Raw genomic sequence first — 15,552 nt, 5'->3', positions numbered from 1 at the left:
CTCGCAACGGGAGCTGATGGACAGGGCAGCATACGATGACGATATGGGCACTAGGCCTCTTCTTCCTCTCCCTCTTCGGCAGGCTCCTCGGCGAGCTCTTCTTCGGAGAACTCTGCAGCCAGGACGCTCAGGACGTGATCCAGCGTCTCCTCCTCAAGGTCGGTCTTCTCGAGCAGCTCCTCACGGCTAGCACGGAGCACGGCCTTGGCCGTCGTGTAGTCGTTCTCCTTGAAGCGGCCGAGGATCCACGTGTCGATCTCGTCGCTGAACTCATCCAGGTAGATGTCCTCCTCGGCGTCCCCGTCGCGGAAGACCTCGATGCGGTAGCCCGTCAGTAGCGAGGCGAGCTTGAGGTTGGCTGCGTTCTTACCAATAGCCAGGGGCACCTGGTCGGGGCGCATGTAGATCTCGGCCTGCTTGCCCTCCTCATCGAGGGTGATGGCGGTGGCACGTGCAGGGCTGAGGGCGCGCTGGATGAAGAGCAGCGTATTGGTCGTGTAGGTGGTGACGTCGATGTTCTCACCACGTAGCTCACGGACGATACCGCGGATACGGGAGCCGTTGACCCCGACGCAGGCCCCTACTGGATCGATACGATCGTCATAGGACTCGACGGCGATCTTGGCACGCTCACCTGGGATGCGCGCTACGGCCTTGATGGTGATCAGGCCATCGGCGATCTCGGGGACGTTCTGCTCCAGCAGGCGCTCGAGGAAGCGACGGCTGATGCGGGAGAGGATGACCTTAGGATTGCCGTTCTCATTCTCCACACGCTCGATGACGGCGCGTACGGTCTCGCCCTTACGGAAGTAGTCGCCTGGGATCTGCTCGCTCTTAGGCATGAGCATCTCGTTGCCATCGTCGTCGACGAGCAGCGCCTCACGCTTCCACACCTGGTAGACCTCGGCCGTGACGAGCTCACCGACGCGGCCAGCGAAGTTGTGGTAGAAGTTCTCCTTCTGCAGGTCCAGCATCTTGCTCGAGAGCGCCTGGCGGAGGTTGATCACCGCACGACGGCCGAAGCTCTTGAAGTCCACCTCGTCGACGAAGTCCTCCCCTAGGTCGATGTCGGGGTCTACGGCCTGTGCCTCGCTGAGCGCGACCTGACGGACGGGATCCTCGACCTCGCCGTCAGCGACGACACGACGTGTACGCCAGATCTCGAAGTCCCCCTTCTTCTCCAGGTTGATGATGACGGAGAAGGTGTCATCCGAGCCAAACATCTTGGACAGGACATTGCGGAGGGAGTCCTCCAGCACCTTGATGGTGGTGTTCTTGTCTATATTCTTCTCCTCCTTGTACTCAGAGAGGGCGTCGATGAGATTAGCTTGTTCTTTCTTCTTTGCCATTGTTGGGCTTTATTATTGTTGTATGTTCACTTGCTTGACTGGTGGGCTAGAACTTCAGGATACGCTTGGCCTGCAGCACCTCCTCCATAGGGATGACGAGGGACTCCTCTACAGCCTGCTTGCGCTTAGCTCCCTCGGGGCGTATCATGCGCACGACCATGAGGGTGATGGCCTCGGCTGTGGCCGCCGTCAGCAGTCCCTTCTCCTTCACGCCACCCTTACGCAGCACCTCCAGCTCCTCGCCTATGGCACCTTCGTACTGACGAAGCACCTTGAACGGGCTGGTAAGCCCCGCCGAACCGACCTCGAGCTCGAAGTCCTCGACCTCACGGTCTAGGTGCGCCTCGATATGCTTGGTCAGCACCACGCAGACATCGATGCTGATGCCTTCGTCTGCACCCAGCTCGACGACAATCCTATTGCCGGGGTGGACGGCTACGTCTACGATGTAATAGTCGGGATGCTCACTGGCACAGAAGTCCGTGACCAGCTGCTCGATGAGGCTCTTTGCGATCATTCCTTAGCTTTCTTTGCTTGCTCCGCCCCTGCGCTCAGCGCATGAGGGAGCTTTATAAAATGAGGCGGAGGAAGCTCTTTGCCTCCTCCGCTCTCTCGTTCTGTATCTTACACTACAAAGGTAGCACAAATTAGCCGCATAGCCAAAGGTCTGCTCTAAGACAGCCCATCCCCCCTTCGCAAGCTCCCCGAATAAGCACCCCAAGCCCAGGCCCTCATACCACTCCTCCCCACGCTCCCTTTGCGTACGACGAGGGCTGTGCTAAGCCCCAGCGAAGCGCCGCTCTAGGCGGAGCCCCCGTGAGGGATATCTGTAAGCGTGCTGAGGGATGCCCATCACGGAGCTGAGGGACGGCAGTCGCGAGGCTGAGGGATATCCCTCACGATGAGGACAGCGAGGCTAGCCTAGCCTAATGGCCAAGTCTCAACAGCTTGGTTACAATCCTTCGCTTGCGGGCAAGGGTAGCCGCTTGAGCACCCCGCGCTTGCCCTGAATGACGAGTTCTCCTTGGTCTACGTAAAGCGCCTGGACGATCTTGGCAAAGATCAGTTCGTCAGGCTCCCCAACAAACACGACCTGGGCATCCACTAAGGCCTTACCCTGAAGGAGCGAATACTCAAGGCTGAAGCTATCAGCAGTCAATCGTCCACGTAGCTGCACCTTGAGCTTCCGCTCCTTGTCTATGACCTTGCTCAAGATGCTCCACGTGTTCTCGCAGCCCTCCGAGCGGAACTGACGGAAGCTCTCCAGCACATCATGCTGTGGCAGCGCGAAGCGATCACCAGCGATCGCGAAGCCCTCCACGAGTAGACGCTCTATGAAGTCATAGTAGTCTACCATCGTCGTCAAGCTCCTGTAGCCTGCAAGGTCAAAGGGCAAGACGATCGTAAGGACGCCAGGATAAACAAGCTCTGCACTTCGCTCCATATACGGGGCGTCAAAGCCATACCGAGCGTCGATACAGATGGTATCATAGTCTGCCTGCTGCTTGAGCTTGCTGAGGCAGGTACGCTCAATGAAGTTGAAGAGGTGCCTACTCTTGAGATAGAACTCATACGCAAAGCGCGGGTGCGGGGTTTTGCTCTGCTCTAGGCTTAGCTTGATAAGAAGTCTCTTGATTACCATTGTTTAGCTTGCTTCTGCCGCACCGAGGCTACGGCCTCTCTACGACTAGCGCTCGGACTACGCCGAGGCGGGAGGAGGCGCTATACGGCTTAGGGTCGGGAAAGGCGTCTAGGGCTTAGGGCTGCGCGGCGGACTGGGTCAGCAGCATGGGCATGTAGAGGCGCAGCTGGAGCTCGGTCAGCCAAGCGGAATGCCCCGCGAGGGAGGCCGCCAGGTAGCCCAGCGCTACCGAGAGCGCCAGCAGCACGAGCCCGACGCCGCCGAGATAGAGGAAGGAGGACCACAAGACGCCCCGTGAGAGCCCCTTGATGAAGCTCCGCTCGAAGTCCTCGTAGTCGTCCTTGTGCAGCGCGTAGTAGGCTGCTGTGATCGATCCCCCGGAGACCGAAGAGAGTACATCTACCTTGTCTAGTAGGCCGAGGTGATGCAGGGCGCGCAGCGTACCGATATGATAGGCTGCCGCTCTATAGCCTCCTCCGGATAAGGCCACCCCTATTTTCTTTCCTGCGATGCTCATGGTCTGGCAATAATGAAGGTGATACGATGCAAGGTGAAGAAAGTATGTACGAAGAACTTAGTCTTGCCTAGCACAAACATACTACATTATTTCTGCTTCACCGCGAGGGGCATCTCAGAGCGCCGTCACCCCCTCCGTGCGAAGGCACTCCAAGGCCCTCGGGGGAGCTCTGTCCTTAGTCGCAATGAGGCGCGCTAAGCCCGCCAGCGCTTGGCGGGAAGAGGCGTAGCGAGGCGATAGCCCTGCCGCACCTCCGCGAGGGATACCCCTAGCCTCACTGACCGATATCCCTCAGAGGCCTGATGGGCGTCCCTCAGCACACCCACTGATATCCCTTAGAGCCCCTCACCCTTACCTCTGAGTGCGGCCCGAGCCTCGGCAGCCGCCTTCCTCCCCTCGCCTACACCCCACGGGAGCGGCGAGCCGACGAGCTGGCGGAGAAGCTAAGACAGAGGTATATACCAAGGCTGAAAATTCAGCTACCCGTCTCGCGTGCGCGTTCTCTAAAGTAGGCACCAAGGAGGCTACGCTGTGATTACGGAGGACTTTGCGTACCTTTAGGGTGATTTTAGGTGAGGGCACAGGGCGCATTGGCCGAGGCTGTCGGTGCCCGCTCTCGCCTCCATGGACCCACTAGACTCCAACACGTGATGACGATCAAGACACCACAAGCCACCCGCCTGGCTAAACGCATCCTGATAGCAGCTGCCGTAGGAGGCCTCTCCTTCGCCTCCCTCGCTGCCCAAGTCTCTACGCTACGTACCGGCCGCCTGCCCAACGGACTGACCTACTACATCAGCCGCGACGCTGGCGCCTCCCAGGGTACAGCACACTTCTTCCTCCTGCAGAATGTAGGAGCCATCCTCGAGGGCGAGCAGCAGAATGGCCTAGCTCACTACCTGGAGCACATGGCCTTCGAAGCCACCGAGCACTTCCCAGGAGGGGTGATGAACTTCCTCCGTGCCCGCGGCCTCTATAGCTTCGATGCCCGCACAGGGACGGACGACACCCGCTACAGCATCCTCGACGTCCCCACCGCCGAGCGCGGCCTCACCGACTCCGTGCTCCTCATCCTCAAGGACTGGTGCAATGGCATCTCCATCACCGAGAAGGATACGGAGAAGCAGCGTGGTATCATCATCGAGGAGTGGCGCCAGCGTGGCGGCATCGACAAGCGCCTCAGTGACAGCATCGCTGGCGTCATCTACAACGGCTCGCAATACGCTCGGCGCAATGTCATCGGCAGCCTCGACGTGCTGAAGACTTTCAAGTATCGCGACATCCAGGCCTTCTACAAGACCTGGTACCGCCCCGACCTGCAGTGCGTCATCATCGTCGGGGACATCGACCCTGCGGCCTACGAGCAGCAGGTGCAGAAGCTTTTCTCCTCGCTCCCCGCAGCACGCAAGGCCAAGGAGCGCCCTGCCTTCACCATAGCTGATAACGAGCAGCCCCTCTACTACCGCTTCATCGACAAGGAGAACCGCTTCCACTCCTACGGACTTTACCAGCGCGTAGCTACCCCCACCAACCGCTCTACGGCAGAGGCGACGAAGGACTATCTCCTCGGTCAGCTCTTCAATACTCTTGCGCCACAGTTCTTCGCTCGCCTGCGCAACAATGGGGAGGAGGCTAATATCGCCGTCTCGGTGAGCTACTCACCGCTGGTACGTGGCTACGCTCAGTTTGCTTGGGACTTCGTGCCCTACTCGGGTCAGGATGAGTACGCCTTTGCGCAGATCCTCATGAGTAGAGCTATGATACCCTACGACTTCATCATCGATGAGGCCTTCAAGGCAGAGAAGCAGAAGCTCTACGAGGGGATGAAGGAGGTACTGAGTGACGACAAGGGCCTGGGGACACCGCAGAACTTCATCGACATCTACCGCAACAACTACCTCTACGGGACGCCGATGCGTGAGTTCCGTCAGCAGCTCGAGGACAACCTCGAGGCACTGGTAGAGCTGGAGGCTGACGACCTACGCGCTTGGCTCAAAGAGCGTGCGATGGGTGATCGCAACCTCGCCTTCGTGGCTTACACGAATAGCCCCGAAGCAGAGGCTATCTCCGAGCAGGATTTCCGTCGCCAACTAGCGGAACACAATGGTCCCGGCGTCTATGCCTCAATGATAGATTTCACACCTATCACTAAGCTCATTGACTTCGAGCTCCCCGCAGGGAAGATCACTCAGGAGAAGAAGATCCCCGCGCTCGGCGCTACCGAGTGGACGCTCTCCAATGGCATGAAGGTGATCTATAAGAACCTAGCTAAGGAGCTCAAGGGTGAAGTACTCTTCCTCGCCTCGGCTAAGGGTGGTCAGTCCATCGTCAAGCCTCGGGATCTAGCTTCCTTCTCTGCGATGCAGAGCCTCATCATGGCTTCTGGTCTCTACAAGTACAACCGCAACCAGCTTGCTCAGTGGCTGCGTAGACGCCCTATGGAGGTCAACCTCTCCATCACGGAGTACATGGACGGGATGCAGGCACGTAGCAAGACCGACGGTGTAGACGACCTCTTCTCCTACCTCTATCTTGTACTCAACAAGCAACAATTCAATTATCTAATCTTCAATAAGTGGCTCCAGCGCAAGCGCTATATATATGCCTCACAGCCCCAGCAAGGACGTGAGGCGGTCGATCGTGAGATACGTGAGCTCCTGAATCCCATCACCGAGGCCAATCCTCGTGAAGATCAGGCCTTCTATGACAAGATGAATCTGCACGATGTGCGCCGCCTCTACGAAGAGCACTTCGGTGACGCCTCCCAGATGGCGGGCTGTCTCGTCGGGGATATCAGCGAGGCCGAGGCCAAGCGTATCGTCACGACCTACCTAGCCGCTCTGCCTGGCGACCCCAAGGCACCACGCCGCAGCTACACGATCCGCGACCACAGCTCCCGCGAGCGCGTCATCGAGCGCACCTTCGAGGTAGACACTGAGGGGGATCTCGGCGAGGTCGAGCTCTCCTTCCTCGGCGACAAGAAGCTCAGCGAGCGCGAGCGCCTAGCACTCGGGCTCCTCGAGCCCCTGCTGCAGAACCGCCTCTTCGATGAGCTCCGCGAGAAGGAGCAGGGCACCTACAGCATCGCCGTCAAGACGAGCTATACCGACGAGCCCCTAGCGAGCAGCAGCCTCTCGATCCACTTCATCACCTCCCGAGCCAAGGCCGACCACCTCAAGGCGCGCACCTATGAGATCCTCCGCTCCATCGCTGCGGGCAAGATCGACCGCGACGAGTACAAGAAGGTGCACATCCCTCAGGTCCTCGACGAAGAGGCCGAGGAGAAGGCTGCAGGCAATGAGCTAGGGCTCGGCGACTGGATCGCGCTGCTGAACGCCTATGCCGAGACGGGCAAGGCACCAGACCTCTCCAAGAAGGCTCCAGGGCAGGAGGTCAAGGTATCGGCGGTCACCGCCCAAGACCTCTCCGCACTCCTGAAGAAGCTCCTCGACGAGGGCAAGCGCCGCGACATCGTGGTCAAGAGCATCGCCCCCGAGGCCAAGACCTGGGAGCACTAGCAGCCTCATCGAGATAGCGAGATACATTATATATGTATAGCACGACAGCAATCGGCTAGCGACGTCCAGCGGAGGTGCCTAAGTGAAGCGGCCCTAGAGTAGCCCCTCTAGGCACCTTCGCTGGAGGCTCGCACTGCTATACATAGTCCCCATCACCCCGAATAGATAAGTCATAGTCCATACCTATTCTCCATGCGACAACCATTACATAGTACACGTCGGCGCCTAGCCCTTGGGCTGTGCCTCTGTACGCTCGGCCTCTCCACACCGACGGAGAGCTGGAGCCAGAGCCCCACGCCGACCGTCTCGATCTCCTTCAAGGACAAGGAGATCGCCTCTATCCTAGACTTCATCGCCAAGAGCTCAGGCTACAAGATCGACTATGAGCCCGAGCTCCGCACAGCGGGCTACAAGGCCACGGTCTCCTTCGATGAGGTGAGCCCAGAGAAGGCCGTCGAAGGTCTGCTCAAGGGCACGCCCTTCGTCTTCGCCGTAGACGGCAAGACCATCCGCATCTTCCGTCCCCAGCAGCAGGCCAGTGCTAAGGGGCAGCTCACGGGTGTCGTCAAGGACGCTCGAGGCGAGGCTGTCATCCGTGCCAACGTCCGCATCAAGGGTACGAAGCTCGGTGCCCAGACTGACATCGAGGGGCGCTTCACCATCCACACGGACAAGACCTCTGGTGAGCTCCAGGTGAGCTGTGTCGGCTACTACGACGGCAGCGCCTCCTTCTCCGCGGGCCAGCCCGTGACCATCGTCCTCAAGGAGAATGTCAAGGCGCTCGACGGTGTCACAGTCATCGCCTACGGCCGACGCAATACGCGTGAGCTCGTCGGGGCGGTCAGCTCGATCAAGGCCGACCAGCTCAAGGACGCCCCCGCCCCCAGCATCCAGTCCCTCCTACAGGGGCAGATGTCTGGTCTCTCTGTGACGAACCAGTCCGGCTCACCTGGTGGGGGCGGTGCGCGCATCAACATCCGAGGGATCAGTTCGCTCAATGATCAGGGGATCAACGATGGCTCGCCCCTCTTCGTCGTCGACGGGGTGCCCCTCTCGAAGGTCTCGGCCGAGACTACGGGCGGGATCAACGCGCTGGCTGGGATCGACCCCTCGACCATCGAGTCGGTGGAGGTGCTCAAGGACGCTGCCTCCGCCTCGCTCTATGGCTCGCGCTCGGGCAATGGGGTCGTGCTGATCACGACCAAGAAGGGGAAGTCAGGCAAGGCAGAGTTCGGGCTGAACTTCTCCCAGTCCATCTCCTTCCTCCCCGCCACGCCGCTGCAGATGCGCGGCCACGGAGAGCGCCTCGTGCACAACCTCCTGGCGCGCCACCAGCGTATCGGGCACAACGACTACACCACCAACCGCTACACCCTGCCCCGCAGCTACGGCCAGTCCTATGGCTGGGAGCCTACGCTGGACGGCGCCTACGACTACTTCTGGGGTAATGGGAATGTGCTAGCGAAGGACAACCAGCCCCCCGCCTCGGCGCAGGACTCGCTGAATAGCTTCTACAACAATGACACGAACTGGTGGAAGTACATCTTCCAGCTCGGCCGTGTCAGCTCGGGGGATCTCTACGCCTCGGGCGGGAACGACAACGTACGCTATCTCGTCAGCGCTGGGCTCTACGATGAGCGCGGGATCCAGATCAACTCAGGCTTTAAGCGTCTGAGCTTCCTCTCCAACCTCGACCTACGCCTCACGCCGAAGGTCAACGCCTTCACGCGCCTCAACCTCGCCTACAACAAGCAGGACGCCATCAGCGGATCCAACATCCAGGGCCTGGACGTCGACCCCAAGGAGACGCCCTCGGTCTACCCTGGCCGCGGCTCGATCGCCGAGCAGCTCACGCTGCAGAAGATCCGCGATGTGCGGGCCCGCAACGGGATGTTCAACGCCCGTCTCTCCGTCGGGCTCGACTACGCGCCCATCTCGGGGCTGAAGTTCGCAACCTCGGCCTCAGGGGACGCCTACTTCTCCAACAACCACGTCTTCCGCCCCTCCTACCTCAATAATAATAACCTCTCCTCCGTGGAGGCCTCGCGCTCGATGGTCGCCATGCTGCAGTGGGAGAACATCCTCTCCTATCGCTTCAACCTCCGCGACCGCCACAACTTCGACGTCATGGCTGGGGTCACCACGACCTACGACCTGATGGAGAACATCAAGGGCAAGGCTGCAGGGGGCCCGACCAATAAGATCTACGAGATCGGTGACGGCTGGCCCCAGGCACGTTCGGTAGAGGGACGCGACGAGTACCTCCAGCGTGTGACAACCGACCGCCAGGAGCAGATCATGCTCAGCTACCTGGGACGCGTCGCCTACAACTTCGACAAGCGCTACATGCTCGAGGCCTCGCTCCGCTACGACGGCTCCTCCGTCTTCGGCCGCGATGTACGCTGGGCGGCCTTCCCCTCGCTGGGTGCTGCCTGGGCCTTCTCCAAGGAGCCCTTCATGAAGGACTTCTGGTTCCTCAGCTTCGGGAAGCTCCGTGCCTCTTGGGGTAAGAGCGGGCAGAAGTTCCAGGAGGCCTACCTCGCCCACGGGCTGATGGAGGAGTCCAACTCCTTCCTCGGCCAGCCCGGGCTCCAGCCCAGCGCCATGGCCAATAGCCACCTGACCTGGGAAAAGAGCGACCAGTACGACCTCGGGCTCGACCTAGACCTGCTCAACTACCGCTTCAAGGTCAAGCTCGACTACTACTACAAGCACTCCTACGACCTACTGATGCAGGTGCCCACCCCAGGGAACTTCTTCATCTCGAAGACCACCTGGACCAATGCCTCCGCCATCTCCAACGAAGGTCTGGAGCTCGACCTCTCGGCCGACGTGATGCGCCGCAAGGACTTCAGCTGGACGCTGCGCTTCAACATCGCACGCAACTGGAACCGCTTCCTCGCCTCCTACGACGGCAAGGACCTCGGGGACAAGGTGCTCGGTCGTCCTATCTATGGGATCTACACCTACAAGGACGAGGGCCTCGTACAGCGTGAGTCCGACATCCCCTACTACTACGACCAGACGGGTCAGCGCGTACCCCTCTCCTTCGGCTCGCTGGCCTATCCGCTGCGTGTCGGTGCCCGCAAGATCAAGGACCAGAACGGCGATGGCTACATCAACAGCGAGGACCTCTACTACGCGGGCAGCGCCATCCCCAAGGCCTACGGGGGGATCACCAACACCTTTACCTACAAGCGCCTTGCGCTGAACGTCCTGCTGACCTACACGCTCGACCAGCGCATGATGAACATGGTGAAGAATGGCGCCTTCCTATTCAACAAGAAGTTCGGCGTCGTGATGAACGACTTCTCCCGCGCCTCCTTCTGGCAGAAGCCTGGGGATGAGACGCAGTACCCCTCGCTGGAGTTCTCCGATGACGGCTACACGGGGCAGTTCGATGGCGACATCGACAGCAACATCGAGCGCGTGAGCTACCTGCGCCTCAAGCAGCTGAGCCTCTCCTACACACTCCCCGAGAGCTGGACGAAGCGCCTTCGCCTCAAGGACCTGCGTATCTACTTCGCAGGTGAGAACCTCTTCCTCCTGACGAACTACTCTGGGCTCGACCCCGAGATCGTCGACCCGGCTACGGGTAAGGATACGGGGCGCATGTATCCCCTCAATCGTAAGCTGACCCTTGGTCTCAATCTGAAGTTCTGATGAAACGCTATATCCTACCCGCTCTAGCGATCAGTCTGCTGGCCTCCTCCTGCACGCTAGACCTGACGCCCGAGAATGCCATCACCTACAGCAACGCATTCTCCTCTGAGGCTGAGCTCAACACCACGACGAGCACCATACACTTCTACCTCGATAACTGCATGGATGCCTTCACGCCCCTGACGAAGATCGGCCTCCTCGCCGACGAGACGCAGGACGACGGGCAGCTCCGTGAGGGCAACCCCCGCAGCATCATCGAGGCAGCTGCCGACTGGGAGTACGTCTACCGTATGATCTTCGAGGCGAACCTCCTGCTGGACAACATCGACAAGACCCAGGGCCTCTCCGAGGAGCGCTATGCCTACCATGCGGGGCAGGCGCACTTCGCCCTTGGCTTCGGCTACTTCATGCTCTCTCGCGCCTATGGTCAGGCCGTCGTCACCGACAATGCCAAGGACCTGAAGCTCTATGGGCTATCCACCCAGCAGCAGGTCATCGATGCGGGGATCGCGCATGCCCTCAAGGCCTTCGAGCTGCTGCCTACCTACGACAAGCTCCGCACGGCCTCGGGGAGCCTGGCCAGCTACAAGCAGTACGGCAGCAAGGGGAATAGCGCGACGCTCCTTGCCCACCTCTACGCCTGGAAGGGAAGCATGGCCGAGCTCTACTCCGATACCTCCGTAGATGCAGCAGCAGCCTACCGCAAGAGCGTCGAGTATGCCAGCAAGGTCATCAACGGCGAGGTCGGTGCCTACAGCCTCGTCTCCACGCCCGAGCAGCTCTGCCAGCTCCTCTCGGATCCCAGTGCGACGAACCCCGAGGAAATCTTCTCCCTCGTCTATGACAAGAGCCGAGGCAATGAGTCGACCTCCAAGAACGAGGTGGCCAATCTCTTCGCTACCTGGCCTGTCAATAGCACGCTGACGCAGGGGAACCTAGCACAGGCCTCCTTCCGTCTCAAGAAGACGACCATCGAGAAGCTCTACCCAGATGCGGGTGATGCACGTCGTACGGCCTTCTTCTATGAGTTCGACACCGACCACGAGGTCTCGGGGGTGAACTATGCCGTACCCTACAAGTTCCGCTCCGCGGTCTACACCGTCGACCAGAGCTCGGACTCGGGCAAGAGCTTCCTCAGCATCAATGCCAACTATGTCTACTGGCGTCTGGCAGACGTCTATCTGCTGCGTGCCGAGTGCTCCGCCAAGCTCGGCGACAATACGAGCGCTATAGCTGACCTCAACAAGATCCGCTCCCGCGCTGGTGCCGCTAGCTACCCCGCCTCTGGGGAGAGTGACCTGAAGAAGGCCATCTTCCGCGAACGTGAGCGTGAGTTCATCCTCGAGAACGATAGCCGCTACTACGACATCCTGCGCAACGGCTACCACAAGACCGAGCTCAAGGGTAAGTTCCCCACGCTCACCACGGCGGACATCGCTGGCGGTGCGCTCAACCTACCCATTCCCTCGAGTGCCCAGCGTGACAAGGATGGCAAGGTCATCAACGGCCTCATCCTGCAGCGTCCCTACTGGTTCCGCTACATGTAGTACTTACTAAGGATCTATCCATTATGCGTACGATCAAGCATCCTCTCTACCTACTCGCCCTACTCTTGCTCACGATATGCTCTTCCTGCACTAAGTATGACTTCGTCGAGACGGGCAAGGCTAAGGCCTACCACGACACGACGATGTGGGAGTACTTCCAGACCGATAGCTACAACTGGAGCTACCTAGTCTATATGACCAAGCGTGCCGGCCTGGAGGATCTCTTCCAGGGCAAGAGCACCCAGTACGGGCCTGATATCACCTTCCTCGGGATGACCAATCACAGCATCCGCCGCTACCTCTACCGCACCTACGGCATCAAGACCGATGGCTCCGAGTCGCCTGAGGACGCCGTCGATCCCAGCAAGCTCACAGAGGAGGAGACGATGAAGCTCATCGACCGTATGAGTGTCGCCACCTGCCGTAGCCTCATCCTCGACTGCGTCATCCCCAAGGAGAAGATCCTCCTGGAGGACTTCCCCGCTGGCCGTAGAGCAGCCGATGGGAGCGCCGTCGGCACGGGGGGGAAGACCTATACGATGGCCTCGGGCAAGCAGCTATGGCTCTATACCTTCCGCGACACCTATGCAGGTGTGGCGGGCGCTGGGGCCAACCGCCTGCACGTCGTCTCACCCACGACGAGCATCTCCCGCGATATCGCCTCGCACAATATCCAGACGCGTACCGGCGTGGTGCATTCCCTCCAGTACGACTTCACGCCTACGGACTTCTAATACATTCTCCTGACCGATGACAGCAAGATCCATCTATAGCCTGCTCCTCGTGACGCTCCTAGCGCTCGCCCTACCCTCTTGCCGCAAGGTGACGGTGGGCTACCTCGACACGACGCACGCCACCTTCGCCTCCAAGGAGCTCAAGGTCTACCGCACCGTAGCGGACGACGATCCCCACAGCCTCAAGCAGAAGTACCCAGCTCCCTGGACCTCCCAGCGTATCCAGGGCGTCTCGGGGACGAATCCCGTGAACTACCAGTTCCTCAGCGTCGACGTCGCTGACGGAGGCGACGCAGCGAAGTTCGCCGCCGCCGTCCAGGCAGGCAAGATCACCGTCAATGGCGGCACGATCAACCTCTTCCCCGAGGCCGTGCAGAGCCTGCCGAACGGACGCTATACCGTCAATCTCCGCGTCTATAATGAGGGCTACAGCCGTGAGCTACGTGGCCTCTTCACCTTCATCATCCAAGACGAAGCCTAACACTCTCCCCCTATGAGATACCTCAAGTACATGACCTCCGTGGTCGTAGCGCTCCTAGCCTTTGCCCTGGTCTCTGCTCAGGAGACCGCGGGCATCCGCTTCTTCAAGGGCAGCTTTGCCGAGGCGCAGGCCGAGGCACAGCGTCAGGGCAAGCCCCTCTTCGTAGACTTCTTCGCCACCTGGTGCGTCCCCTGTAAGAAGATGGAGAAGACCATCTTCACCCAGCCCGAGGTCGGTGCCTTCTTCAATGCTAAGTTCGTCAACCTCCAGCTCGACGCCGAGGCCCCCGAGAATGTAGAGATCGCCAAGAAGTACAAGATCGAGGCCTTCCCCACCCTCGGCATTATCGCCCCCGACGGCAAGGCCATACAGATCAACGTAGGCTTCATGAAGGCCGACGAACTCCTCGAGATGGCCAAGACCGCCGTCGGGGAGATCAAGGGCTTCGAAGAGCTGTATAAGGAATACCGTGCTCAGCCCGACGATCTCAAGATCCAGCAGGAGCTCCTCACCATCGCTCCCCGCTTCCTCACCACGCAGGACGGCATGGATGCTGAGAAGTGGGTCGTCCGCGTCCGCAAGCTCTACAAGGAGTACCTGGCGAAGAAGATGGCCGACGGCAGCCTCATCAACAAGAAGGACTACCTCATCATCAGCAACCTCGGCGGCGATGATGCCGACGAAGTAGCCCGCGTCGTCGAGTACATCAATGCCAATCTCGACGCTTGGATCGCTGCTGTCGGTGAGCCTGCCGCCTACTACGTCATCGAGAAGAATGATGAGCGCATGCTCGAGCTCGTCAAGAAGGGCGACGAGTCCTACAAGACCTATCTCGAGAAGATCCGCACCGACTACAAGAAGGCCTACGACGTCATCAAGTTCAAGAAGGTCACGCCCTACCAGAAGTCCGTCGACTACTACGGTGCGCTCTACGCCATCTACAAGAGCAAGGACGTCCCCCGCTACATCCAGCTCATGTCCAGCTACCTCGACGGCCTCGGCGAGGACGCCAACGCTGCCGACTACGGCATCGCAGCCCAGTCGCTCTACAATGCCGCGGGCAACAAGCTCACCGCCGCAGACCACAAGCAGGCCATCGCTTGGCTCCAGAAGGCCATCCCCAGCGAACGGACGCTGATGAACAAGATCAACTTCCTCGTCATGGTCGGTGACTCCTACCGCGAGCTCAAGGACTACAAGCAGGCACGTGAGTACTACAACCAAGCCTACGGCGAGTCCCTCCAGATGGGTGAGGCCGAGCAGGCCCAGCAGATGATCCAGGCCTCCATCGTCTACAAGCTCTCCACCCTCGAGCTCCTCGAGAAGTAAGCCGCCCGCTCTACTTCGAGTGCTCCATCCATCGAGCCCCGAGCGTCCCTCTTCGGATGCTCGGGGCTCGCTCTTTTTCGGGCTACCGCTCCCGCCCTTGGTCCTGTCTCCGCCGCGCCCTTACTTATCCCTCAGCTCGCTGACTGATATCCCTCACGGCGCTGACGGACGTCCCTCAGCTCGCTGACTGATAGCGCTCACGGCGCTGACTAACCACTTTCACGAGCCTTTCCCCCCTAGTTTCACGTAAAGTTGGGTAAGGCGGTCAAGGGTTTGGACTACCAAAGGACGGACGATTGAGGCACTTGGCGAGCCAGCTAAGTAAGCCTTCCGAGCGAAGTCTTTAAGCCGTGTCGGGAAAGTACCTTATGAATCAAGAAAAAATGGCTAATCTTTTGCGCAAAAGTTTAGCCACTTTTCCAAAAAGATTAGCCACTTTTGGGAGGAAGATTAGTGACTTCGTCTGGAGTCTGCCTCAAGCGCCCTTGCGAAGGCCTTCGACCCCGCCAGTAAAGGCCAGCGACTTCCTTCGGCCGTAGCCTAGTCTAAGGGAATTCAGCGGCTGAAGGAAGGCTTGTAAGTCTCGTTACATCCCCTCATCTCCTGACTGGCTTCGTGTCGTCTGCGCAGCCCGAGCAAAGCGGCGGGCGCTGTAGCGCCTTCGACTTGTCGAGGCCGAGACGAAGCGAACTTACTATCCTAGCTGTAGGGAGAAGGGCTACAGGGCCTTGGTTTGAGCGCAGGAAAGCCCAGCAGGCCTGAGGAATAATCT

General features: G+C 59.7%; 10 protein-coding genes. 6 read left to right on the top strand and 4 right to left on the bottom strand.

Annotated features, from left to right (window positions below; all coding sequences use genetic code 11):
• Positions 1-50 precede the first annotated feature (50 nt).
• From nusA to J4862_RS02365, 4 genes are all read right to left on the bottom strand, one after another.
• Positions 51-1,349: a transcription termination factor NusA gene (gene nusA, locus J4862_RS02380; RefSeq protein WP_211789147.1), complete on the bottom strand. Its 1,299-nt coding sequence runs from the start codon at positions 1,347-1,349 to the stop codon at positions 51-53.
• A gap of 46 nt (positions 1,350-1,395) precedes the next feature.
• Complete coding sequence (gene rimP, locus J4862_RS02375; RefSeq protein WP_211789146.1) at positions 1,396-1,866, bottom strand: ribosome assembly cofactor RimP; 471 nt, start codon at positions 1,864-1,866, stop codon at positions 1,396-1,398.
• Between the two features lie 435 nt (positions 1,867-2,301).
• The gene (locus J4862_RS02370) at positions 2,302-2,991 is read right to left on the bottom strand and encodes a hypothetical protein (RefSeq protein ID WP_211789145.1); all 690 of its coding nucleotides are present in this window, start codon (positions 2,989-2,991) and stop codon (positions 2,302-2,304) included.
• Positions 2,992-3,106: 115 nt separating this feature from the next.
• Complete coding sequence (locus J4862_RS02365) at positions 3,107-3,508, bottom strand: patatin-like phospholipase family protein (protein WP_211789144.1); 402 nt, start codon at positions 3,506-3,508, stop codon at positions 3,107-3,109.
• A gap of 650 nt (positions 3,509-4,158) precedes the next feature.
• On the opposite strand from J4862_RS02365, the gene J4862_RS02360 reads away from it, so the two are divergent.
• The 6 genes from J4862_RS02360 to J4862_RS02335 all read left to right on the top strand — a co-directional run bounded on the left by J4862_RS02360 (position 4,159) and on the right by J4862_RS02335 (position 14,780).
• Positions 4,159-7,026 carry a pitrilysin family protein gene (locus tag J4862_RS02360; protein ID WP_211789143.1) on the top strand — a complete coding sequence of 956 codons (2,868 nt, stop codon included), beginning with the start codon at positions 4,159-4,161 and terminating at the stop codon, positions 7,024-7,026.
• A gap of 192 nt (positions 7,027-7,218) precedes the next feature.
• Positions 7,219-10,689 (top strand): SusC/RagA family TonB-linked outer membrane protein, encoded by a 3,471-nt coding sequence (locus J4862_RS02355; protein WP_211789142.1) that lies wholly within the window; start codon positions 7,219-7,221, stop codon positions 10,687-10,689.
• Positions 10,689-12,236: a RagB/SusD family nutrient uptake outer membrane protein gene (locus J4862_RS02350; protein WP_211789141.1), complete on the top strand. Its 1,548-nt coding sequence runs from the start codon at positions 10,689-10,691 to the stop codon at positions 12,234-12,236. The genes J4862_RS02355 and J4862_RS02350 overlap by 1 nt, the downstream gene beginning before the upstream one ends.
• Positions 12,237-12,259: 23 nt before the next feature.
• Complete coding sequence (locus J4862_RS02345) at positions 12,260-12,970, top strand: fasciclin (protein ID WP_211789140.1); 711 nt, start codon at positions 12,260-12,262, stop codon at positions 12,968-12,970.
• 16 nt (positions 12,971-12,986) lie between these two features.
• Positions 12,987-13,451, top strand: coding sequence for a hypothetical protein (locus J4862_RS02340; RefSeq protein WP_211789139.1), 465 nt, complete (start codon positions 12,987-12,989; stop codon positions 13,449-13,451).
• 12 nt (positions 13,452-13,463) lie between these two features.
• A complete protein-coding gene (locus J4862_RS02335; protein WP_211789138.1) occupies positions 13,464-14,780 on the top strand; it encodes a thioredoxin fold domain-containing protein in 1,317 nt (438 codons plus the stop codon).
• Positions 14,781-15,552: the final 772 nt, after the last annotated feature.

Origin of the sequence: Porphyromonas sp. oral taxon 275 (assembly GCF_018127745.1) — a bacterium.
Classification (GTDB): domain Bacteria; phylum Bacteroidota; class Bacteroidia; order Bacteroidales; family Porphyromonadaceae; genus Porphyromonas.
This window is presented reverse-complemented; position numbering and strand designations above follow the sequence as displayed.